This window comes from Streptomyces sp. B15, assembly GCF_018070605.1.
GTDB classification, from domain to species: Bacteria; Actinomycetota; Actinomycetes; order Streptomycetales; family Streptomycetaceae; genus Streptomyces; species Streptomyces smyrnaeus.
In genome coordinates this window covers 11,889-34,493 of record NZ_JAGPXJ010000033.1, presented here as the reverse complement: position 1 = coordinate 34,493, position 22,605 = coordinate 11,889, and the positions used below count along the sequence as shown (strand labels likewise).

The 22,605-nt window shown below is 71.3% G+C and carries 18 protein-coding genes; 11 read left to right on the top strand and 7 right to left on the bottom strand.

Annotated features, from left to right (window positions below; all coding sequences use genetic code 11):
- The first annotated feature begins 75 nt into the window (after window positions 1–75).
- The 5 genes from KBY19_RS17075 (at window position 76) to KBY19_RS17055 (ending at window position 4,116) form a co-directional block, all read left to right on the top strand.
- Window positions 76–717 (top strand): ATP-binding protein, encoded by a 642-nt coding sequence (locus KBY19_RS17075; RefSeq protein WP_210966075.1) that lies wholly within the window; start codon window positions 76–78, stop codon window positions 715–717.
- Window positions 718–787: 70 nt separating this feature from the next.
- Window positions 788–1,546, top strand: a complete 759-nt coding sequence (locus KBY19_RS17070; protein WP_210966087.1) for an AAA family ATPase — start codon at window positions 788–790, stop codon at window positions 1,544–1,546.
- A 178-nt stretch (window positions 1,547–1,724) separates the two neighbouring features.
- Window positions 1,725–2,204, top strand: a complete 480-nt coding sequence (locus KBY19_RS17065; protein WP_247691061.1) for a DUF4276 family protein — start codon at window positions 1,725–1,727, stop codon at window positions 2,202–2,204.
- Window positions 2,201–3,457: an AAA family ATPase gene (locus KBY19_RS17060; protein WP_210966074.1), complete on the top strand. Its 1,257-nt coding sequence runs from the start codon at window positions 2,201–2,203 to the stop codon at window positions 3,455–3,457. The genes KBY19_RS17065 and KBY19_RS17060 overlap by 4 nt, the downstream gene beginning before the upstream one ends.
- Window positions 3,454–4,116, top strand: coding sequence for a DUF4276 family protein (locus KBY19_RS17055; RefSeq protein ID WP_210966073.1), 663 nt, complete (start codon window positions 3,454–3,456; stop codon window positions 4,114–4,116). The genes KBY19_RS17060 and KBY19_RS17055 overlap by 4 nt, the downstream gene beginning before the upstream one ends.
- 18 nt (window positions 4,117–4,134) lie before the next feature.
- Here the strand turns inward: KBY19_RS17055 and KBY19_RS17050 are convergent, their stop codons facing one another.
- The 3 genes from KBY19_RS17050 to KBY19_RS17040 are packed head-to-tail and all read right to left on the bottom strand — an operon-like array spanning window position 4,135 to window position 7,324.
- On the bottom strand, window positions 4,135–4,887 hold the full coding sequence (locus KBY19_RS17050) for an AIM24 family protein (RefSeq protein WP_210966072.1): 753 nt from the start codon (window positions 4,885–4,887) through the stop codon (window positions 4,135–4,137).
- Window positions 4,888–4,918: 31 nt separating this feature from the next.
- The gene (locus KBY19_RS17045; protein ID WP_099884494.1) at window positions 4,919–5,605 is read right to left on the bottom strand and encodes an AIM24 family protein; all 687 of its coding nucleotides are present in this window, start codon (window positions 5,603–5,605) and stop codon (window positions 4,919–4,921) included.
- Window positions 5,606–5,617: 12 nt separating this feature from the next.
- Complete coding sequence (locus tag KBY19_RS17040) at window positions 5,618–7,324, bottom strand: TerD family protein (RefSeq protein WP_210966071.1); 1,707 nt, start codon at window positions 7,322–7,324, stop codon at window positions 5,618–5,620.
- A gap of 523 nt (window positions 7,325–7,847) precedes the next feature.
- Between KBY19_RS17040 and KBY19_RS17035 the strand changes: the two genes are divergently transcribed.
- Together KBY19_RS17035 and KBY19_RS17030 are read left to right on the top strand one after the other, a co-directional pair.
- Window positions 7,848–10,151 carry an MMPL family transporter gene (locus tag KBY19_RS17035; RefSeq protein WP_099884498.1) on the top strand — a complete coding sequence of 768 codons (2,304 nt, stop codon included), beginning with the start codon at window positions 7,848–7,850 and terminating at the stop codon, window positions 10,149–10,151.
- Complete coding sequence (locus KBY19_RS17030) at window positions 10,111–10,758, top strand: hypothetical protein (protein WP_099884500.1); 648 nt, start codon at window positions 10,111–10,113, stop codon at window positions 10,756–10,758. The genes KBY19_RS17035 and KBY19_RS17030 overlap by 41 nt, the downstream gene beginning before the upstream one ends.
- A 63-nt stretch (window positions 10,759–10,821) precedes the next feature.
- Here KBY19_RS17030 and KBY19_RS17025 read toward each other — a convergent pair whose 3' ends face one another.
- Complete coding sequence (locus KBY19_RS17025) at window positions 10,822–11,715, bottom strand: IS982 family transposase (protein WP_210966070.1); 894 nt, start codon at window positions 11,713–11,715, stop codon at window positions 10,822–10,824.
- A 188-nt stretch (window positions 11,716–11,903) separates the two neighbouring features.
- Between KBY19_RS17025 and KBY19_RS17020 the strand changes: the two genes are divergently transcribed.
- Both KBY19_RS17020 and KBY19_RS17015 read left to right on the top strand, forming a co-directional pair.
- Window positions 11,904–12,095 (top strand): hypothetical protein, encoded by a 192-nt coding sequence (locus KBY19_RS17020; RefSeq protein WP_210956233.1) that lies wholly within the window; start codon window positions 11,904–11,906, stop codon window positions 12,093–12,095.
- Between the two features lie 73 nt (window positions 12,096–12,168).
- Window positions 12,169–15,363: a helix-turn-helix transcriptional regulator gene (locus tag KBY19_RS17015; protein ID WP_185018212.1), complete on the top strand. Its 3,195-nt coding sequence runs from the start codon at window positions 12,169–12,171 to the stop codon at window positions 15,361–15,363.
- Here KBY19_RS17015 and KBY19_RS36540 read toward each other — a convergent pair.
- From KBY19_RS36540 to KBY19_RS17005, 3 genes are all read right to left on the bottom strand, one after another.
- Complete coding sequence (locus KBY19_RS36540; protein ID WP_099884504.1) at window positions 15,257–15,505, bottom strand: DUF6191 domain-containing protein; 249 nt, start codon at window positions 15,503–15,505, stop codon at window positions 15,257–15,259. The genes KBY19_RS17015 and KBY19_RS36540 overlap by 107 nt on opposite strands.
- Window positions 15,506–15,515: 10 nt before the next feature.
- Entirely contained in the window at window positions 15,516–16,697 is a 1,182-nt protein-coding gene (locus tag KBY19_RS17010; RefSeq protein WP_099884507.1) for a sorbosone dehydrogenase family protein, read from the bottom strand.
- A gap of 105 nt (window positions 16,698–16,802) precedes the next feature.
- A complete protein-coding gene (locus KBY19_RS17005) occupies window positions 16,803–17,798 on the bottom strand; it encodes an aldo/keto reductase (RefSeq protein WP_099884509.1) in 996 nt (331 codons plus the stop codon).
- A 145-nt stretch (window positions 17,799–17,943) separates the two neighbouring features.
- Here KBY19_RS17005 and KBY19_RS17000 point away from each other — a divergent pair, with 145 nt between their 5' ends.
- Both KBY19_RS17000 and KBY19_RS16995 read left to right on the top strand, forming a co-directional pair.
- Window positions 17,944–18,921 (top strand): 2-hydroxyacid dehydrogenase, encoded by a 978-nt coding sequence (locus KBY19_RS17000; protein ID WP_210956235.1) that lies wholly within the window; start codon window positions 17,944–17,946, stop codon window positions 18,919–18,921.
- Between the two features lie 456 nt (window positions 18,922–19,377).
- On the top strand, window positions 19,378–22,455 hold the full coding sequence (locus tag KBY19_RS16995; protein ID WP_307843530.1) for an EAL domain-containing protein: 3,078 nt from the start codon (window positions 19,378–19,380) through the stop codon (window positions 22,453–22,455).
- The last annotated feature ends 150 nt before the right edge of the window (window positions 22,456–22,605 follow it).

Genomic DNA, 22,605 nt, shown 5'->3' with positions numbered 1-22,605 from the left:
CTGGAGTCCCCGGCACCGTGAAGCACCTGCTGGGATCGCCCTCGACCGGGTGCCGTCGTACTCCAAGGAGCCGCAATGGCTGACGAATCCATCAACACCACCGACACCTACGAGCTGAGCTTCCGTGTCCCGCGTGCGCGGCGGAGCGTGCCCCGAGCACGGGCGATGGTGCGGGCCGTACTGGGGGCCTGGGGCATCGCCCCGGACATGGCGGCGGACGCCGAGCTCGTGCTGTCCGAACTGGTCACCAACGCGGTGCGGGCGCGAGCCCCGCGCGACCGCCAGGTCGGCATCCGGGTCGAGTGCCAGCACGACGCCGCGCTCCGCGTTGAGGTGAGCGACACCAATGCCGCCGAGCCACAGCGGCGCGACCCCGCGCCGGGCGACGAGGGCGGGTACGGGCTGCTCCTCGTCGACGCACTCGCCCGCCGCTGGGGAACCGAGCGCCGCGCGTGCGGCGTCGGCAAGACGGTGTGGGCCCAACTGCCCGCGTCCGAGAGCGAGCCGACATCCGAGGCGACGGCCGCCGCCCTCACCGTGCGGCCCGGCCAGCGGGTCCACGCCCATGGCGCCTGGCGCACAGTCCGCACCGTACGCAGCGAGCCGTACGCCACCGGCGGCCTCGCCCTCGTCATCGGCCTGGACGAGGGCCGGGCCCTGCGGGTCCCGGCGGCCACAACCCTTGCCGTACGCAGCGGCGGCAGCACTCAGAGCTGACCGCCCGATACTGTGGCGGCGGACGACGGCAGCGGACGACGGCAGCGGACGGCCTTGGCCGGTAGGAGGGCTGGGCGATGATCACCGCATCGAGATCGACGGCTTCAAGTCCTTCGAGGACTTCGCTCTTGAGCTGCCCCCTTTCACCGTCCTGGTGGGAGCGAACGCCTCCGGCAAGTCCAACATGCTGGAAGCGGTGGATCTGCTGGCGCATCTCATCAGGGAACCCACGGGACAGACGCTGGTCGACCACGCACGGCGCGGAGGACCGAAAGACCTGTTCCGGCGCGGCCCGGACGGCGAGCCGGTTGACATGATGCGCATCGCGGCCGATGTCATCGTGGACGGCGAGCTCCGGGTGACGGCCACGGTCCAGTACACGGACCCGCCTGATCCGTTGCGGGTGAGTGTCGTGGTCGAGAATGCCCGCGATTACCGTCATCCCGGGGACGACGAACCTTTTCCGCAGCTCCCAGAGGCGGTGCTACACGTCGAAGAACCCGAGAACGGGCTCCACCCCAGCAGGGTCCCCACGCTGCTGTCGCGGCTGCGCGGCAGGGTGAGCGACCTCAAGTCGCTGACGGAAGGACACGGCAGGCAGACGCTCGTCACCACGCACTCGCCCGTGGCTCTCGCTGCGGCCTTGGAAGAGGCCCCCGATTCAGTGATCTTTCTGGACTCCGTAACCCGGTTCGGCGACGGGCAGTCGCCACGTCGAGTGACGCGTGCCCGGCCAGTCGCCCAGGAAGGCGAGCGGGGCACCTTCGTGACGCCTGTGGAAGTACGCAAGTACCTCGATCGCGTTGGGCGGTTCAGCCGTGGCGCGTAGGTACTTCACCCTGGCCCTGCTCACCGAAGGGCGCAGCGACCAGTGGTTTCTCTGCCCTCTCATCGACCGGCAGGTTGCTGCACTGGCCTGCGAGTGAGCGGTCGGGTTCGACTACTCGGGAGTGGTCACCGGCGAATGCTTCACTGTGGCCCCTCGCGACTCGGTCGTGCGAGAGGTGATGGAACTGCTTCGGTACTTCGACATCGTCCTGATCCACCACGATCACAACGAACGAGGGAAAGCGGAAGCGGTGCGAGAAGCGCTCGCGGCGTACGCCGCCCGTATCGTTCCGCTCGTGCCGGTACGGGAAACCGAGGCGTGGATGCTGACGGACCTAGAGGCACTGCGCGAAGCCACTCCCATGCGGGACACCGCCTGGCAGGTTCCGCACGATGTGGAAAGGGTCGCCGACCCGAAGGCCGTTCTGAACGACGCTCTCGGCCGTCGCCGCGACGCGGAACGGGATTTCGACCGGTTGGGGCAGACCGTATGTCTGGAGAGCCTCGCCAAGGTCTCCGCGTACCGCCGCTGGGTCTGCGATCTGCGTGTGGCGATGGAGCAGCAGCGTTTTCTGCGACGGCGGCTTGTGGGCTGCGCGACTAGTGTGGCCACTGCGGGACGCGGTCGCAGGTCGGTATGGCGGAAGGTGGAGAGATGATCACGCAGATCCGAGTGGACGGCTTCAAGTCGTTCGTCGACTTCCATCTCGACGTGCCGCCGTCACTGATCATGCTGGGACCGAATGGCGCCGGGAAGTCGAACCTGTTCGACGCGCTGCGGTTGGTTGCCGGGACTGTGCTGAGCGGGTTCGAGGCCACCGTCGCAAACGACCCCCGGCTCTCGCCGAAGGGGTTGTTTCATCGAAGCGGCGTCGCCGGGCAGTCGCAGCGACGTGAGTTCTCGGTCGAGGTGGGGATGGTGGTTGCCGTTCCCGAGGGGCCCTTGCCGTTGCGGGTGCGGGTGACTGTGGAGCGCCGGGATCAGGGCGGGGGGCTGCCCGACGTTCCGGTGCTTGTCCCGCACAAGAGCGCTGTCTGGGTCAGCAGCCTTCAGTCGACCGACTGGACGGGGAATGCGGGATTGGGCGCCGAGGTGCTGTCTGCGATGCGGGAGGCCAGGGAGCGGTTTCTGGCGCGGGACAGCACGGAGATCGCGCGGGTGGGGTACAGATATTCTCCCGGAGCGGGAGCGGAGGAACTGCTCCACCTCCTGGCCCGCGAATGCCGTGGCTGGGAGCCGCTACAGCTCCGCCCCGAGATCATGCGGCAACTGTCGCCCGCCGGGCCAGAGGCCCCGCTGGGGCCGCACGGGGATCATCTCGCGCTGGCCCTCGCACGGCTGGAGCGCGGTGATCCAGCAGTTTGGCGGCGGTTCGTCGCCGACTGCGCCGGGTTGATCGAAGGGCTCAGCGACGTGCGGCCGTATCTGATCGAACGGCGGGGCGAGTTCGACTTCGAGGTCGAGTTCGAGCACACCGGGTGGATGGTCCCCTCGCTGTTGTCCGACGGGACACTGCGGATGCTGGGTCTGCTCGCCGCCAGTGTTGATCCGCTGCGGCCGGGCACCCTGTGCGTCGAAGAGTTGGAGAACGGGATGCATCCCGCACACGTTGCCGACCTGGTGCGCAGGTTGCGGCGTGGAGCTGGTGTCCCGACAGATCGGCTCCACGAGCCGTACCGGCAGTTGATCGCCACGACACACTCGCCGGCCCTGCTCGCGGCCCTCCGCACAGATCTCAGCGGCAGCCTTGTCTTCCTGATGCAGGTCCACCGGACGAATCCGCAGGACCGTACGGTCTCCCGTGTGACACGAGCGCTGCCGCTGCGGGCCGGGGACGACGTGCCGGAGGAGTCCGTCTCCCCGGACCAGGTTGCCAGGATGCTGCGACGCCTCGGGCAGGAGGCGGCGTGAAGGAGCTTCCGCTGCGACCGGGGCTGCTGGTCGAGGGCAACAGTGACAGCCGGTATCTGGAAGCGCTGATCCGGAAACAGTTGGCCGCGCTTGTGGAACACTCCGACCGGTACGTCGAGGTCTACTCCTGCGACACCTCTCCGGACGTGTGGACGAACAAGTCAGCAGCCGACGTGCTCGCCGAAGCGAAATCACTCGCCCGCGACTGCGACTTACTCTTCGTCCACTGCGACTGGGACGCTGCGGACAAGGCACACGACTACGTCGCACATTTGAGGCAGTGGGCCGAGAGTGAGAAACGCGCAGGGGAGTCCGTAGCCCTCGTACCCGTTCTGATGACCGAGTCCTGGATGCTCGCCGACAAGGCCGCTCTCGCAGCCGTCGTCCCCGGACTGGACATCAGCCGTTACCCCTACAGCACACCTGCCGAGGTGGAGAAGCGGGTGACGTCCTCAGAGAAGGGCAAGGGCAAAGGGAAATTGAAGCTGGGCCCCAAGCAGGTGTGGGACCAGCTTCTGGGCCGGAACGCGCACAGCGTGCTCCAGGACGACGCCGACATCCTTGTCCAGCACACCGACCTGACCGTGCTGGACAAGGTGCCGTCCTATCGGGCCTGGCGGGAGGCCACCGAAGAGGCGCTGAGGCCTCGGTATCTGTGACCTGAAACCTGTCGGGCCTCAGTTGCTGAAGATGTTGCCCTGGTTCTGGCCCCGGGCGCCTTGGGAGCCCATGCCGTACTGGGCGCGCGGGCCCCCGCCGATGTCGGCGTTCTGCGGGGGAAGCAGCTCGCTGGGCTGGACGAGGGCGTAGCCCTGGCCCATGAAGGAGAGCTCCCAGCCCTCGCCGGTGCTGCCGCGGCGGCGCCAGACGCCCTGGGAGGAGGTCTGGGCCTGCATCTGGACGCGCAGACCGGTGGACCAGGCGACGACCGCGTCCGCGTCGGCGTTGACGTAGGTGTCCGGGGTGACGTCCAGCAGCAGCGGCTGGCCCGAGGTCATCAGCGCCACCTTGCCCTGACCGGTGATGTTGAGGTTGTAGGCACCGGTGCCGGAGATGCCGAACTGGCTGTCCACGGAGATGATCTCGTGGTGCAGGGTGGAGTCCATGGCCAGGACGTACGAGGCGTCGACGGTGAGGCCGTCGCGGTCGACGTCGACCACATGCACGTACTGCGCCAGATTGGCGAGGAAGACCGTCCCCTGACCGGAGCAGCGCATCAGCGGCAGCTGCTCGCGGGCCGGGCCCCGGCGCCGGCCCTGCCCCTGGAACTCGGCGTCGAACTCCAGCAGCCCCTGGTAGGCGACCATGGCGCCCTTGCGGGCCAGCACATCGTCGTGACCGGTCAGCTGCACCCGCAGCAGTTGCGGATTCTGCGCCGCGTAGCGGTCCTGCGTCTGGACCTCGGCGTATCCGAAGAGCGTACTCTGCACGGCTGTTCTCCCTTTCCCCGTCGGCTTCCCGTCAGCCCCGGACCCGGATGCGGTCCGTGCTGTCCTCGCTCGGCTGGACGACCACGAAGCCCTGCCCGGAGAACGCGATCTGGTACGCCTCACCGCTGCCCCGGCCGATGAGTGCCCCGGCCTTCATGCTGCGCTTGCCCTTCATCTTCAGACCGCTGGACCAGGCCACCAGCGCGTCCGGGTCCACATACGTCTCGTCCTCACCGCGCCCGCAGTCGACGACCACCGGGGTGCCGCGCGAGGTCAGGGCGACCCAGCCGGTACCGCGGATGCCGACGTTGAACAGCCCCTGGCCCGCGAACTTGGCGAGCCCCTTGACCCGTTCGACGCCCCACTGCAGGTGGGCGTCGAAGGCGAGGAGATTGGTGCCGTTGACCGACAGCGACTCCTCGTTGAGGTTGACGCACACCACGTCGGCGCCGTAGTCGGCCAGATAGAGCAGGCCGTCGCCGCGGCAGAGCATCAGCGGGTTCTGCTCGCCGGTCAGCCACTGCGAGGCCATCTGGCGGACGGCGGGCGGATTGGCCTCGTACTGCACGAAGCCCTCGTAGGCGACCATCGAGCCGGGCCGGGCGAACAGGTCCTGGCCCGACTGCATGGCCACCTTGACCATGTGGGACCCGTGGTTCTGCATACGTGCTGCCACGGGAGCGGGTGCGTAGCCCGCGAGTGGTGCCGGCTGGTTCATGACGGGCTCCCCCTAGACCTCGTACGGCTGGACGACGATGAAGTTGCCGGGCGCACCGCGGAACTGGAGGTTCACGGTCTCCCCGCTGTGCCCCGGGTAGGCGTTGCGGTGCAGTCGCACCTGGCTGGTGACGATGACCTGCGCCGCCGCCGACCACGCCACCACCGACTGGGCGTCGGCGAACGTGGTGGGGGTGACGGGGAGGACGACAGGGGTTCCCTGCGTCTTGACCACCACGGTGCCGGTACCGGTGAACTGCATCGTGAACAGCGCACCACCGGGGATGCCGTGGCCCTCGATCCGGCGGACCTCGTGCTGCAGCGACTCGTCGAAGGCGAGCACGTTGTCGGCCGAGACACAGATCGCGTCGCCCTGCAGTTCCACGGGGTGGACGTGCGCCGCGTTCTCGGCGAAGAACACCTGGCCGCGGCCGCTGCAGCGCATCAGCTGCATCTCCTGGCCGGTCGCGTTGCCGACCACGCGGCCGGTGAACCCGGCGCCCTTGTAGGAGAAGTCGACCTTCCCCTGGTAGAGCACCATGCTGCCCTGCTTGGCGAGCACGGGCTGGCCGTCGACGCCGATGTCCGCACGGACGAGGGAGGGGTTCTGCAGCGTCCAGCGCTGGCCGGTCGGCAGCTCGTGGTACTTCTGCAGCACCGCGCCCATGCCCGCCGCCGGGCCCTGCGGAATCTGCGGGGCGGCGTAGCCGCCGCCCGGCGCCTGCTGGGCGAACGGATTGGAGAGCTGCTGCCCACCGGGAGGCCCGGGGGGTCCGGGAGGTCCGGGTGGCCCGGGCTGCTGGGGCTGGGGTGGCTGGTGCTGCTGGTATTGCTGCGGCGGCTGTGGGGCCTGGGGTGGCTGGACGGGGCCGGTCATGGTGGGCGCCCCATGGACGTCCGGCGCCGCCGGCTGCGGCTGCGGCTGCGGCTGCTGGGGCGTGTACGGCTGCTGCGGTTGCTGCGGCACCTGCGGCTGTTGGGCCACCTGCGGCTGCGGGGCCGGGGCCTGCGGGGCCGGGGCTGGCGGAGCCGGTGCAGGCGCCGGGGCGGGAGCCGGGGGCTGAGCCGCCTGGGGCTCCGGCGCGGAAGCCGGCGGAGGGGCGAAGCCAGGCGCGGGCTGCTGCGGCGGCGCGCCCCCTCCCGGTGGCGCGAAACCGGGCGCGGCCTGCGGTTCGGGTGGCTGCTCCTCCTCCAGCACCTCGCCGCCGAAGTGCTTCAGCAGCGCGTCCAGGCCACCGTCGAAGCCCTGCCCGAGCGCGGCGAACCGCCAGACGTCGTTCTTCCGGTAGATGTCCCCCAGCATCACGGCGCGCTCGGTGGAGAACTCCGAGCCGTCGAAGGGGTAGCGGGCCACCTCCTCGCCGCCCGCCACCAGCCGGATGTAACCGGGTCCGACCTGCGACATCTGGCCCGCGCCGTCGATCGTCGCGGTGAACGACAGCCGCTGCACCTGCTGCGGGATGCGCTCCAGCGTCACCCGGAAGGACTCGGTGTCCCCGGCCTGCGCCCCGAGGAGCTGCAGGGACTCCTCCGGCGACTTGGGCTGGTTGAAGAAGATGAAATAGCGGTCGTCGGAGAGCCGTTCCTGCTCATCCAGCCCGAAACAGCTGATGTCGAAGGAGAGTCCGGCTCCGGCGATCTGTACGCCCACGTACAGATCCGTGCCCGCCGTCAGATCACTGATCTTGGCCTTGTGGCCGCGTTGCAATTCCCTGGGCATACGTAACGACCGTCCCCCATCCCGTGCGGTGCGTGCTTCGACCATGCGGCCTGCGTTCGGCCGTTCCACCACCGCGGTGCGGTCGCGGGACGGCTCCCACAGGCTAATGGGTACCTACGACCGTGGGACCAGGAGTGTTCCCCGGCGGTCTGTACGGACGCCGCGCACGCTGCCCGGTGACCGCGCCGGGGTGACCGCTCACCCGCAGGGCGAGCCGAAGTCCGCGTATCGGCGTAACGGTGCGACACGGGCTGAACACACCGGCCCGGCCGCCATGTGGTGAGGGGGCGGTTACACGGGGAGATGCCGGGCCACGGGCATTGTGGGTATCGCCACAAAGGCCGCAGTCGATCTTTTCGGGGTGGCACTCTGCAGGAAAGCGGTCCTTGAGGCGAGGCGTTCGATTGCCTCGGACCCCGCTCCTCCCGGCACCTTTCGACCGGGAGATCCAGCTGCGGCGGACAGGGGTCGCCGCAACCCCCCACCCCGTGCCCGTACGACACCCGGGAGCAGGCGACCGCCCGTGACCGCACTTGCCCGCTGGTGCCTGAGGCGCCGCCTTATCGTCCTGCTGCTCTGGCTCGCCGCGCTCGGCGGCGCCGTGACGGCCTCGTCACTCATCGGCAGCTCCTACTCCGACGACTACGGTGCCCAGGGCACCGAGTCGGGCCAGGCGGCGCAGCGCCTGGAGAGCGCCTTCCCCGACCGGGCCGGCGGCAGTGACACGATCGTGTGGCACACGGACGGGACGACCGTGCGCGCCGCCGCCGTCCAGGAGCGGATGGCCGAGACGCTGCGCGAGGTCGAGCAGCTGCCCGGCGTCGCCTCCGTCCAGTCCCCCTACAGCCCGCAGGGTGGGGGACAGATCAGCGAGGACGAGCACACGGCCTACGCCGACCTGACCTTCGACAAGCCCACCGACGAGCTCGGCAAGGAGAAGGTCCAGCGCGTCGTGGCGACCATCCAGGACGCTTCCGACGCGGATATCGGCCTGCAGGCCGAGGCGGGCGGTTCCGGCGTGGCGGCGGCCGAGGCCCCCAAGGCGCACCTGGCCGAGGCCATCGGGCTGGCGGCGGCCGCCATCGTCCTCTTCCTCGCCTTCGGCTCGCTCGCCGCGACCGCTCTGCCGCTGATCACGGCCGTCGTCGCGGTCGGTACGGCGGCGGCCGGCATCGGACTGCTCAGCCAGGTGATGACCGTGGCGGAGTTCGCGCCGATGCTGGGCATGCTCATCGGGCTGGGCGTCGGTATCGACTACGCGCTGTTCATCGTCACCCGGCACAGACGGGGGCTGCGGGCCGGGCTGCCGGTGGTCGAGGCCGCGCGTCGCGCGGTGACGGTCTCCGGGCGCGCGGTGGTCTTCGCGGGGGCCACGGTCTGCATCGCGCTGCTGGGTATGTTCATCCTGCGGCTCGACTTCCTCAACGGAGTGGCGATCGCCGCCTGTCTGACCGTCCTGCTCAGCGTGGCCGCTTCCATCACGCTGCTGCCCGCCCTGCTGGGCTTCATCGGGATGCGGGCGCTCAGCCGCCGTGAGCGGCGACAGTTGACCGAGCACGGTCCGCGCCCCGACCGGCCCACGGGCTTCGCCATGCGCTGGTCGGCCTTCGTGGAGCGGCATCCCAGGCTGCTGGGTGCGGTCGCCGCGGTACTGATGGCCGTGCTCGCGCTGCCCGCGCTCGGGCTGCACCTGGGCACCTCCGACCAGGGCAACGACCCGGCAGCCAGCACCACCCGCCAGGCCTACGACATGCTCGCGGACGGTTTCGGGCCGGGCACCAACGGTCCGCTGACACTGGTGGGCGAGCTGGACGGGGCCGGCGACAAGCTGGCCTTCGACCACCTGCGGGGCGAGATCCGGGACACCCCGGGTGTCGCTCAGGTCAGCGGCCCCGAGTTCAACGGCAGCGGCGACACCGGTGTGATCACCGTCGTGCCCGACAGCTCCCCGCAGTCCCGTTCGACCTCGGATCTGGTGGACCGGCTCCGCAGCGACGTGCTGCCGCAGGCCGAGGAGGGCTCGACCATGGAGGTCCTGGTCGGCGGGACCACCGCGGGCCACGACGACTTCGCCGACATCATCGTCGGCAAGCTGCCGCTCTTCGCCGGTGTGGTCATCGGGCTCGGCTGTCTGCTGCTTCTGCTGGCGTTCCGCAGCATCGGCATCCCGGTCAAGGCCGCGGTCATGAACATCGCGGCCGTCGCCGCCGCCTTCGGCGTCGTGGTCGCCGTCTTCCAGTGGGGCTGGGGCAGCGAACTGCTCGGGCTGGGCAGCGCGGGGCCCATCGAGCCCTTCCTGCCGGTCATCATGATCTCGGTGCTCTTCGGGCTGTCCATGGACTACCAGGTCTTCCTGGTCAGCCGGATGTACGAGGAATGGCGGCTGACCGGTGACAACAGACGCGCCGTGCGGGTGGGCCTCTCGGAGACCAGCCGTGTGATCAACTCCGCGGCGGTCATCATGATCTCCGTCTTCGGTGGCTTCGTGCTCAGCGGTGACCGGCTCATCGCCATGTTCGGCATCGCCCTGGCGGCTGCTGTGGCGCTGGACGCGTTCGTGCTGCGTACGCTGCTGGTGCCGGCCCTGATGCACATGCTGGGCGGCGCCAACTGGTGGCTGCCGCAGTGGCTGGATCGACGGCTGCCGCGCCTGAGCATCGAGCCGGACACCAGCGGCCATGAAGACGGCGACGCCGAGGCCCCGGTGAGCGTGGACGTACCGCTGGTGGGACAGCGCACCGGGTCTCTCATCGGTCTCTCAGAAACCGCCCCTACGGTGGCCGCCCATGGCTACCGAAAGCACGAAGACCACGCAGACCACGACTGAGAAGTCCCCCGCCGACGAGCCGGCCGACGAGGCGGTCGCGGAGAAGGAGACACCTGCCCGACCGGCCGACGACCTGCGCGGCAAGGACTCCGCCGACGCCGACAACGCCGACGCCGCCGACAACGCCGACGATGCCTATGACGGCGACGGCGACGAGGAGGCCGGACTCGACGCCCAGGACCGGGCGGCGGGCCGGCGCAGCGACTGGGCCGGCGGCGCCTTCGCCGTCGTCAGCGCCGGTCTCGGCCTGGCCTCGCTGACCGGCACCTCCTTCAGCGAGATGCTGCGCGAGCGCAAGAGCCTCCTTGGGCAGATCAAGAGCAACTCCCAGGGCTCCGGCGGCTCGGCGGCCGATCAGGTCAACGCTCTGTACGGCGCACCCTGGCACACGGCCGCCGTGGTCAACGGGATCTTCGCCGTCCTCGCGCTCGTGGTGGGCGGTCTGCTGCTGGCGACGCTCAGCGGCCGGCCCGAGGCGCGCGGCTGGGTCAAGGCCGTCGCGCTGGGCGGAGTGGTGCTCGGCCTGATCGGCCTCGTCGTCGCGGGCGGCATGTACTTCGACCTGTTCGCTGCGCAGCCCGAGGTGCCCTCCTCCGCCGGCCAGTGAGGGCGGGCGAGGGTACCTACGCACCCTGCCCGGTGGTCTAGACGAGTAAGTCCGAAGGCTTGGTCAGTGGTCGTAGGCGATCAGTGATCGTGTGATGGATCGGCCTGTGGTGCGGTTGTGCCAGATCGCGGCCGTCATGGCCAGGATCCGTTGGCCGACACGGGCGAGGACGCCGGCGGGGGTTCTCGCCCCGTGACGCTCGAGGTCGAGCTGGCCTTTGAGGGTGTCGTTCACCGACTCGATGAGTTGGCGGATGGGCTTGAGCAGGTGTTCGCCAGCCCGCGGCTTGAGGGAGCGGTAGCTGGGCCGCAGCAGGGTCAGACCGTGCTCGGCCATGAAAGCGTCGAGGTGTTTGGATACGTAGCCCTTGTCGCCGACGATCGTCTGCCCGGGGTGTGTGGCCAGCAGGTCCTGGTCGCCGGTGAGCATGCCGGCCAGCACCTCGCGTTCGTCGATTTTGGGGTTGGCCAGGGCCCAGGCGATCGGTAGGCCGCCGGGGGTGCACACCAGGTGGAGCCGCAGGCCCCAGAAGTACCGGGAGTGTGAGGGGCAGTAGCCGTACCCGGCCCAGCCGGCCAGGTCGGAACGCTTCACGGTGGGCCGTGAGCGGGCGCACTCCACTGGGGTGGAGTCCACGATCCACACATCGTCGTGCCACAGGTCGCTGTCCCGGGCGAGTGTGCGGATGAATGTGCTGATCAGCGTGTCCGCAGCTCGCAGGCGCTTGTTGTAGCCAGACTGCCCGGGCAGGTAGGGAAACTCGGCGGCCAGGTGGGTGCGGGCGAAGCGCAGCCAGCGGGCCTCGGAGACGAAACCGAGCAGGGCCTGCATCACCGCGAGCGTCAACAGCTCGGCATCCGTCAGCCTGGGTGGGCGGCCCCCTCGCCGCGTTCGGACCAGAGCGTCATCGATCTTCACGTACAGTGCTGTCGCGAGGGTCTCGAGGTTTGTCGTCACAAACGAACCAACGAGACCCTCGCTTCATGCCCCCGGAGACTTCGGACTTACTCGTCTAGGGCCGGCAGCGGGCCGGCCTAAGGCTTCCGGGCCGCCAGGACGGGGCAGTTGCCCGATGTGCCGGGGCCCCCTCAGGAAGCAGTGTGGGAGTACGCCATTCCGCACCACTCCCCGAGGGGGCCACCGTCATGTTGTACGACCTCAGCAACAGCCGGCACCACTACCGCATGGACGACCTGCGCCGCGAGGCCGAGCACGAGCGGCTGGTCCGTATGGCCAGGGCCGCCCGCCGGGAGCAGCGGGGCACCGCGCGCTCCTGGCTCCGTCGCAGCCGCCGCGGCCGGGACGAGAACGAACCGGTGTGGGTCCGGGCGGCATGAGCGGGGCCGTCCGCACCGCCGGCAGGTGTTCGCCCGCAGACAAGACAGGTGCCCTGGGCCGGTGCCGGATGCCATGCTGAGTGACGTGCCCCTGCAAACCACAGTCAGCCCCGTCTTCGTCGGCCGCACCGCCGAACTCGCCGCGCTCACCGAGGCCCTCGCGGTAGCGGACAAGGGCGCGCCCCAGGCGCTGCTCCTCGGTGGCGAGGCGGGTGTGGGCAAGACCCGGCTCCTGGAGGAGTTCCTGGCCCGGGCCCGCGCGTCCGGCGGTGTCACCACCCTCGGCGGCTGTCTCGAACTGGGCGCCGACGGCCTCCCCTTCGCGCCCTTCACCACGGCGCTGCGCGGTCTGCGCAGCGCCGTGCCGCCCGCCGCGCTGGCAGCCGCCGCGGAGGGCCGGGAAGCCGAACTGGCCCGGCTGCTGCCGGACCTGGCGGTGCCGGGGCCGACGGCGCCGCTGCGCGAGGAGTACGACGACGGCGCCGACGGCGGACGTGCCCGGCTGTTCGAGGCGACCGCCCAGCTGCTGGAACGGCTGGCCGCCGACCGCACTCTGGTCGTCGCCCTCGAAGATCTGCAGTGGGCCGACCGCTCCACCCGCGAACTGCTCGGCTACCTCTTCCGCTCCGTACGCGCCTGCCGGCTGGTGCTGCTGGCCACCTACCGCACCGACGACATCCACCGCCGCCACCCGCTGCGCCCGTTCCTCGCCGAGCAGGACAGGCTGCGTACCGTCCTGCGTGTGGATCTGCCCCGGCTCACCCGGGCCGAGGTGCGCGACCAGATCACCGGTATCAACGGCACCGAGCCAGCGAGCGAACTGGCCGCGGAGATCTTCCGCCGCTCCGAGGGCATCCCCTTCTTCGTCGAGGAGCTGACCGCCACCGAGGCCGCCTGCGCGATCAGCGACTCGCTGCGCGACCTGCTGCTCGTCCGCCTCGAAGCGCTGCCCGAGCCGGCGCAGCGCGTTGTGCGGCTCGCCGCGGGCGGGGGATCGACCGTCGAGCACGCTCTGCTGGCCGCCGTCGCCGGGCTCGGCGAGGACGCGCTGCTGGAGGCCCTGCGTTCGGCGGTCGAGGCCAATGTGCTGCGCCCGACCGAGGACGGCTCCGGCTATCTGTTCCGGCACGCCCTGCTGCGCGAGGCGGTACGGGAGGACCTGCTCCCCGGCGAGCTGGCCGGGATCAGTCGCCGCTACGCGGAGGCGCTGGAGGCGGACCCGTCGCTGGTGCGGGCCGAGGAGCGGCTGGCGCGCCTGGCGCACTACTGGCACCGCAGCCGGGACGCGGCCCGGGCGCTGCCGGCCGCGCTCTCCGCCTCGGTCGCGGCCCGGCACCGGCACGCGTACGCCGAGGAGCACCAACTGCTGGAGCGGGTCATCGAGTTGTGGGACGAGGTGCCCGAGGAGGCCAGGGCCGCGCTGCCGGCGCTGCGCGTCCCGCGGACGTTCCCGTCCGCTCGGGCGGGGGACGGTACCCAGCCCTTCTCCCGGCCGCCGTCCTTCGTCGAGGTGCTGGCCGAGGCGGTCGTCGCCGCCCGGATCAGCGGCGATGTGGCGCGTGCCAAGGTGCTCGCCCGCCGTGCGCTGGCCCGGCTGGACGAGGCGAAGGACCCGCTGAGCGCCGCCTGGTTCCAGCTGAAGCGGGGGCTGCTGCTGGAGGAGATGGGCAAGGGCGACGGATGGGAGCAGATCGCCAAGGCCCAGGAGCTGGTCCGCGGGCTTCCGCCGTCGGCCGTGCACGCGGAAGTACTCTCCAGCGCCGCGAGCTGGGGCATGGTCCACCGTCCCGGCCGGGAGGCGCTGGCCACGGCCGTGCGCGCGGTAGAGCTGGCCCGGGTCGTCGGTGCGACCGCCATCGAACTGGAGGCCAGGGTCACCCTCGGCACCCTGCTCGCCGAATCCGGCGATCTGGAGGAAGGCCTGGCCGAGCTGGCCCGGGCGCGGGACGAGGCGGGCGAGGCGGGGGTCACCTCCGTGATGACCTGCGCCGCCATCAACATCGCCGTCGAACTGGAGGCGGTGGGCCGCTCGGCGCAGGCGGCCGAGGAAGCGGCCCGCGCGGCCCGCGTCGCCCATGAGCGCGGACGCCCCAACTCCTATGCGGGAGCCCTCGCCGGACAGGCCGAGGCACTGCTGTCGACGGGGGAGTGGGAGCGGGCGGCCGAACTCCTCGACCGGGCCAGGGACGCGGCGCGCGTCGCCGACGTACGCGCCTGGGTCGCGCTGCTGCACGCCCGGCTGGCCCGTGACCGCGGGGACCTGCCGGGGCTGGAGACCGCCGTGGCGGAAGCGGTGGCCACCATGGGCAGCTCCCCGGCCAACGAGCCGCAGAAGGTGGTCGCGCTGCGGTACTTCACCATGGTGCTGGCGGCCGAGCGCGGTGAACTGGGCACGGCACGCGCCGAGCTGGCCTCGGCACTGCGGGAGGGCTTCCCGCCGGGCGCCCACCCGCACGCCTGGGCCCTGTTGTACGCCGCAGCGTCCTGGGAGGCGGAGCTGCGCGGTCTGCCGGACGCGGAGCAGGGGCGGGGCCCGGTGCTGGCCGAGGTGCGCCGCGCCGCCCGGCAGCTGCCCCGGCCCGCGCCGGTGTGGGAGGGCTACGCGCTGCTGCTGGAGGCCGAGCTGAAGCGGGCGGAGGGGCGGAACGAGCCGCAGCCGTGGGAGGCCGCGGCGCTGGCTCTGGAACCGGTGGGCCGGCCTCTTCCGCTGGCCCGCGCCCGGCTGCGCTGGGCCGAGGCGCTGCTGGAGGGCGGGGGCACACCGCACGAGGGCTCCCCGCGCCCGGAGGAGCTGCTGCGGCAGGTCCACTCGGTTGCCGAACGGCTGGGCGCGGCGCCGCTGCGGACCGAGGCGGAACAGCTCGCGGTACGCGCGCGGATCACGCTGGACCGCGGGGGAGCGGCGGAGCACGACCGGGCGCGGCCGACGGCGCCCGTGTCCGCCGACCCCGCCGAGTCGTTCGGTCTCACCCGGCGTGAGCGCGGCGTGCTGGAGCTCGTCGCCGAGGGCCGCAGCAACCGGCAGATAGCCGAACAGCTGCACATCGCGCCGAAGACGGCGAGCGTGCACGTCTCCAACATCCTCGCCAAGCTGGGCGTGGCCACCCGCGGTGAGGCGGCGGCGATGGCCTTCCGGCTGCGGCTGGTCGGCGCGAGCGGGCTCAGCGCCCCGGGGGCGCCGAGTGCCGCTCGGGCCGCGGCGGCTCCGGCTCCGGGCGCGGCCCGGGGCACAGCGCCGGCTCGGTCCGCTGCCCGGGTGGACGGATGAGCACCTGGCCGGAGGTCAGGTCGATCGGCCCCTTGCCGGGGTCGTTGCTGCCCTCCTGCACCCGGGTGTGCTCCAGCCGTCGCTGCTCGTCGTCCGCGTGTTTGCTGTTCGGCGAGAACAGCTCCTCGATCAGGTTGAACATCCGACCACCCTCAGCGCACCTGGAGACGCAGGATGCGGTCGTCCCCCTTCTCCGGTGAGCCACGTCCGTCCGTCTCGCTCGTGACCAGCCAGAGTCCGTCGCCACCACCGGTGCCGTGGTCGGCGACGACCGTCCGGAGCCGTCCGTATTTTCCTTTCAGGAACGCTTGGGGGGCCGCCGCGGGTTCCCCGCCCTTGAGCGGAATGCGCCACAGCCGCTCCCCGCGCAGTCCCGCCATCCACACCGAACCCTTGGCGACGGCCAGTCCGCTGGGTGATGCCTCGGCCGTGCGCCACTGCTCGACCGGGTTGCGGAAGCGTTTGTCGTCGCTCTTGCCCTCGGCGTCCGGCCAGCCGTAGTTCTCGCCCGGTTCGATCAGGTTGAGCTCGTCCCAGGTGTCCTGGCCGAACTCGGAGGCCCACAGCCGCTTGTCGCGGTCCCAGCCCAGGCCCTGCACATTGCGGTGCCCCCAGCTGTAGACCACCGAGTCCGGCTCGGGGTTGCCGCGTCCGGGCGGCTCGCCCTCGGGCGTCATCCGCAGGATCTTGCCGCCCAGCGAGTCCTTGTCCTGGGCGAGTTCGCCGTCGCCGGCGTCGCCGGTCCCGGCGTAGAGCATCTTGTCCGGGCCGAACGCGATGCGTCCGCCGTTGTGCAGCTGGCTCTTGGGAATGCCCTTGAGGATGGTGTCCGGGGCGCCGAGCTGCTCGCCGGGTTCCTTCTTGTCGTCGTAGACCATCCGCACGATGCGGTTGTCGGACGCGGAGGTGAAGTACGCGTACACCATCTTCCCGGCCTGCGCCCCGTCCGGCGGTACGGCCAGCCCCATCAGCCCGCCCTCGCCACCGGGCTCCACGCCCGGCACGGTGCCGACCTCGGTCTTCTTGCCGCTGTCGCCGTCGACGCGCAGGATCTCTCCCGTATCGCGTGAGGAGACCAGCAGATCGCCGCCGGGCAGCTGCGCGAGGCCCCAGGGGGACTTGAGCCCGGTCGTGAGGGTCTTGTCGACCTTCACGGAGCCCTTGGCGGGTGCGGCGGGGGGCGTGGCGGCGGCGCTGGAGCGCCCTTCTCCCCGGGAGGGCTGCGCCCCCGCGTCGCCGTCCCCGTCTCCGCCGGAACATCCCGCGCTCAGCGCCAGCGCACAGGCCACCCCGATGCTCACACCCGTCCTACGTCGCACGCTGCGGCTCCTCATCCTCGGCAAGCGGCTCCCTCCCACAGGGGACCACATCGGCCCCCGTCCCCGCCCGTGGGACGCGGGGACCGGCCGTTCCCCGCGCTGCCCGGGTCCGCGAGGCCCTCACTCCCAGGAGCCCTGCGCCGCGGGGAGCCCGGCGATCTCGGCCAGGTCCTCCGCGGTCAGGGCCAGGTCGGCGGCGCGGGCGTTCTCGGCGACCCAGTGGGCCTTCTTCGTACCGGGAACCGGCACCACATGGCGGCCCTGGGTCAGTACCCAGGCGAGGGCGATCTGCGCGGGAGTGGCGTTGCCGTGGCGGCGGGCCACCCTGCGCAGACCGGCGACGATGGGCTGGTTGGCGGCCATCATCTCGGCGGTGAAGCGGGGGTGCCGGGCCCGTACGTCGTCGGGCTCGAAACCGCCCCCGGTGGTCAGCGCGCCGGTCAGATAGCCGTTGCCCAGCGGCATCGCGGCGAGGAACCCGATGCCGCGCGCCTCGCACCAGGGCAGCAGCGTCTCCAGCGCCTCGCGGGACCACACCGACAGTTCGGCCTGTACACCGCTGACGGGGAAGACCTGCTGGACACGTTCGAGCTGTCGTATGGTCCCGTCGTGGATACCGGCGCCCGCCCTTCGGTCCGCGCGGGCGCCCACCGCGCAGAAGCCCAGCGCGCGCACCTTGCCCGCCGTCACCAGCTCCGCCATCGCACCCCAGGTCTCCTCGACCGGTACCTCCGGGTCGGCGCGGTGCAGCTGGTAGAGGTCGATGACCTCGGTCTGCAGCCTGCGCAGCGAGGAGTCGCAGGCGCGTCTGACATAGCTGGGCCGGCCGTTGGCGACGATGTGCTGTTCGCCGACCAGCAGTCCGCACTTGGTGGAGACGAACGCTTCGGAGCGCCGTTCCTTCAACGCCCGCCCGATCAGCAGCTCGTTGGTGAAGGGGCCGTACATGTCCGCGGTGTCCAGCAGCGACATCCCCGCGTCCAGCGCGGTGTGCACCGCGCGCAGCGAGCTCTCACCGTGCTGCTCGGAGGTGGAGTACGCCCAGCTCATCGGCATACAGCCGAGGCCCACGGCGCCCACGCCGAGAGCTGCCGCACCGATTGTCCTGCGCTCCACCTGGTTCCCGCTCCCTCCCGGACGGCCCCCAACGTAACGGTTGCCCCCGGTGCCACACACGTTTGCTTCTGTCACACCGTCCTCCGGACCTGGTCCGGGGGACACCCCGGACCTGCCGGTGCGGTCCGCCGACTAGTCTCTCCCCATGGCTGCTGCGACAGAGATCTGGCTCTCGCTCCCGCCCGAGAGCGTCGAGGGCCTGCCCGACACCCTGACGTACCGCTACTGGGCCGGGGAGCAGGAGTTCCCCGCGGACCCGGCCGACTGCGCCTTCTACGTCGTCCCCTATTACGCGGGTGCCGAGGTCGCCGTACGGCCGCTCGCGCGGATGACGGGTGTGCGGGTCGTCCAGACCCTCACCGCCGGGATCGACCACATCGCTTCCGCCATCCCACGCCTCCCCACCGGAACGCGGGTGTGCAACGCCCGCGGTGTGCACGACGCGAGCACCGCCGAACTGGCCCTCGCGCTCACCCTCGGCGCCCTGCGTGACCTGCCCGGATGTGTCCGTGCGCAGGACCGAGGCGAGTGGTTGCCGGGGTTCCGTCCGGCGCTCGCGGACCGCACGGTACTGATAGTCGGCTACGGCGCGGTGGGCGAGGCCGTCGAGAAGCGGCTGCTGCCCTTCGAGGTGGCCGCCGTGCACCGTGTCGCCCGCTCGGCGCGAAACGCTCCGCTGGGTCCGGTTCGGCCATTGAGCGAGATCGGCGAGCTGCTCCCGCTGGCCGATGTCGTGATAGTGGCGACCCCGCTGACCGATCAGACCCGCGGTCTGGTCGACGCGGACTTCCTCGCCCGGATGAAGGACGGGGCACTGCTGGTCAACGTGGCGCGCGGGGCCGTGGTCGACACCGAGGCGCTGCTCGCCGAGACCGGCACCCCCGCCTCGGCCCTGGGCGCGGAAGACGGCGTTCCGGGACGGCTGCGGGCGGCGCTGGATGTGACCGATCCGGAACCCCTGCCCAAGGACCACCCGCTGTGGCGGGTTCCCGGTGTGCTGATCACTCCGCACCTCGGAGGGATCACTTCAGCGTTCCACCCCCGTGCCAGAAGGCTGCTCGTCGCGCAGCTGAGGCGCTGGGCGGCCGGTGAGGAGCTGGAGAACACGATGGCCGTGGCGTAGTTCCGGTAAACACCCTCGGGCCGTCAGGGGCCACTCTACGGATGCGTACGACTGCACCCTGTACCGAGCTTCCCTCTTATGGTTACGGTCTGTATTGGGACTATGTCCCTGAGTGACGAACCTGGTGTATCGTCCCGATCGGGGGGCGAAACCCGGACACGAGGGGGGCGACGGGCGAATGCACGATCAACGGACGAACTGCCGCGCGGGACGCAAGGACAGCGCCTGCGGACATCCCGACTTCCAAGGACAACCCCCGCGTTGCGGCACCCTGCCGAGCGCGTCCCGCAACGGCCGGGCCGGCTCCGTCAAGTGGCCCCCGTCTCCAGGGGTGGCGCGATGATCACCCATGAAACGGCCCCCAGGCGGGGCCCGTACTGGAGCGGAACATCTGCCAGGCCGACACGGCCGAGCTCGTCGGAGCCGTGCGGAGGAGGCTCCGACACCGGCGGACGCGTGGTGGTGCTGCCGCAGTTGGCGCTCATCGTGGTCTGCGCGGCCTACGCCGTGGGTGCCGCCTGCGGCTGGGGCTCCGAGACCGTCGCCGTCTTCATGGGCGACTTCGGACTCAGCGCCGCCGCACTGCTGGCCGGCGGCTCGTGCCTGTGGTATGCGCGCACTCAGCGGCGGGAGGCCGCCCAGGCGGCGGATGCCTACGAGTCGGCCGCACGCGCCCGGCTGGAGGCCAGCCGCCCGGCCTGGGTGCTCTTCGGGGTCTCCTCGCTGATGGCGGCGCTCGGCAACGGGGTATGGGGCTGGTACGAACTGGTGCTCGGCCAGCAGGTGCCGCGCCCCTCCCTCGCCGACTTCTGCTTCCTGCTGTTCGCGCCGCCCGCCATCGTCGGACTGCTGGTGCTCGCCAAACGCCCGGTGACCCGCGCCGGCTGGGTCTGCCTCAGCCTCGACGCCTGGCTGATCGGCGGCTCGCTGCTGACCCTCTCCTGGTCGCTGGCGCTGGCCCACACGTCCTACTGGGCAGGCGACTCGGTGGCCAGGGCGGCGCTGAACCTGGCGTATCCACTGCTGGACATCGTGCTCGTCAGCATGGTGCTGGCGCTGCACTTCCGGCGCTCCTCGGCGCACCGCAGCGCCATCAACACCGCGATCGGGGCGCTCGCCCTCACGGTGTTGTGCGACGCGCTGTTCACCTCGCCGATACTGCGCGAGCACTACGCCTCCGGACAGTTGCTGGACGCCGGCTGGTTCGCGGGCTCGCTGCTCCTCGCCTACGCGCCATGGGTCGGCAAGACCCGCAAGGGCAGCAGAAGCGCCACCGACGACAAGAAGGGGAAGGCGGACCCCGTTCCCGCTCAGCCGATGGCCGCGACGGACCGGCAGGCCGAGGCGCGGGCCACCCACCCCAGTCGGCCCATCTCCGGCTCGCTGAGCGCGCTGACGCCCTATCTGGCGGCCGCCGTGTGCACGCTGGGCATCCTCTACAACTCGGTGGACGGCCACGACATCGACCCCGTCGTCCTCTACACCGGCTGCACCGTCGTCCTCGCGCTGGTGCTGCGCCAGGGCATCATGCTGCTGGACAACATCACACTGACCCGGGAGCTGGCGCAGAAGGAGAACCACTTCCGCTCCCTCGTCCAGGGCTCCAGCGACGTCATCATGATCACCGCCGCCACGGGCCTGCTCCGCTACGTCTCCCCGGCGGCGGCCGGGGTCTACGGGCGGGAAGCGGAGGACATGGAGGGCTGCGAGCTGTCCTCCCTCGTCCACCCCGAGGACCTGGGCCAGGTCAACCACGAGCTGCGCCGCTTCCTGGCCACCTCGGCGGACCAGGAGTCCAGCACCCGTATCGAGTGCCGCTTCCGGCACGGTGACGGCCACTGGCTCAACGTCGAGTCCACGGTCAACCGCTATCAGGGCGGGCTCATCTTCAACAGCCGGGATGTCACCGAACGGGTGAGACTGCAGGCGCAGTTGCAGCACAACGCCTCGCACGACGCACTCACCGACCTGCCCAACCGGGCGCTGTTCACCGAGCGGGTCCGGCAGGCCATCGGCGGTCGTCGCGGCGGCGACTGCGGCACGGCCGTGCTCTTCATCGACCTGGACGGCTTCAAGGCGGTCAACGACACCGTCGGCCACCAGGCGGGCGACGAGCTGCTGGTGCAGGCGGCGCGGCGGCTGCACGACTCCGTGCGCTCCGGTGACACCGCGGCGCGGCTGGGCGGCGACGAGTTCGCCGTACTGATCCGCGGCGACGGCGAGCCCGGACGGATGCCGGACGCCGAGCGCGAGCTGCGCATCCACGACATCGCCGACCGGCTGCGGATCACCCTCTCCGACCCGTACCGCGTCGACGGTACGGAGTTGCGGGTCGCCGCCTCCATCGGTATCGCCTTCGCGGAGCCCGGCATCACGCCGAGCGCCCTGATGCGCAACGCCGATCTGGCCATGTACCGCGCCAAGCAGGCGGGCAAGGGCCGGGTGGAGCTGTACGCGCCGCAGATGCAGGCCGAGGTGGTCAAGCGGGCGGAGCTGGCGGCCCGGCTGCGCAGCGCGCTGCACGACGGCGAGTTCGCACTGCTGCACCAGCCGATCGTGGAGCTGGCCAGCGGAAAGATCACCGCCGTCGCGGCCGAGGCGCGCTGGCGCTCGGCCCAGGGCATCCTGTTCACTCCCGCGGAGTTCCTGCGCACCGAGGGCGCCTCGGCGCGGGAGGCGCGCGGGGCCGGTGGCGAGCGGGCCGCCGAGGTGAGCCGATGGCTGCTGGAGGAGGCGGTTCAGCAAGCGGCCGCCCGGCAGCGTGCCGGGTACGGCGCACCGGTGACCGTACGGCTGCCCGCGCGGCGGCTGACCGAGCCGGGCATGGAGCCGCGCAGCATCGGCGCGCTGCTGGCCCGGCACGGGCTGGCGGCGGCACCCGGTCCCACGGGAGGTACCGCGCTGGGTGCCCCCGCGGCCAACGCCGGGGTGCCGGGGGCGCCCGGAGCGCTGATCCTGGAGCTGTCGGACAGCGATCCGCGCATTCCGCTGGACGAGCTGGAGCGGCGGCTCACCGCGCTGCGCCGGCTGGGGGTGCTGATCTCGCTGGACGGCTTCGGCAGTGGCTATGCGGCGATCTCGGCGCTGCGCAGGCTCCCGGTGGACATTCTGCGACTGGATCGGGGACTGACGGACGGCATCCTGGAGTCCACCCGGCAGCGCAAGATCACCTCCGGGCTGCTGCGGATCGCGGGGGACCTGGGGCTGACCACCGTCGCGGAGGGCGTCGACCTGCCGGAGCAGGCCACGCTGCTGCGTGAGATGGGCTGCACCCATGGTCAGGGTGCGGTCTTCTCCGGGCCGCTGGACGAGCACCGGCTGCGTGGGGCGCTCGCCCGCGGGGTCTACGCGGTGCCCGAGTCCACTCGCAGTGGTGGGGTCTCCGGGTACGGCGAGGAGCACCCCGAGGGCCGGGACGCGGCCGTGGCCGTCGCGGGGGCGCTGCCCGTCGCACGGGGCGCCGGCACGCTGCCCGCACAGCAGGAGGGGGTGGCGGACCAGCTGACGCACTCGCCGGCGTCGCCCAAATGCTGAGACGGCCGTCCCACACGCTTGACACCTGGGGCTTGACGGGGAGAAGGTCAGTGCCATGCGCACCCGAATTCTCGTACTTGGACAGCGCGTCGGCTGACCGCGGGACCCACTCGTCCCGCGACCACCAGCGGCGCGCTCCCCTCGCTTGCC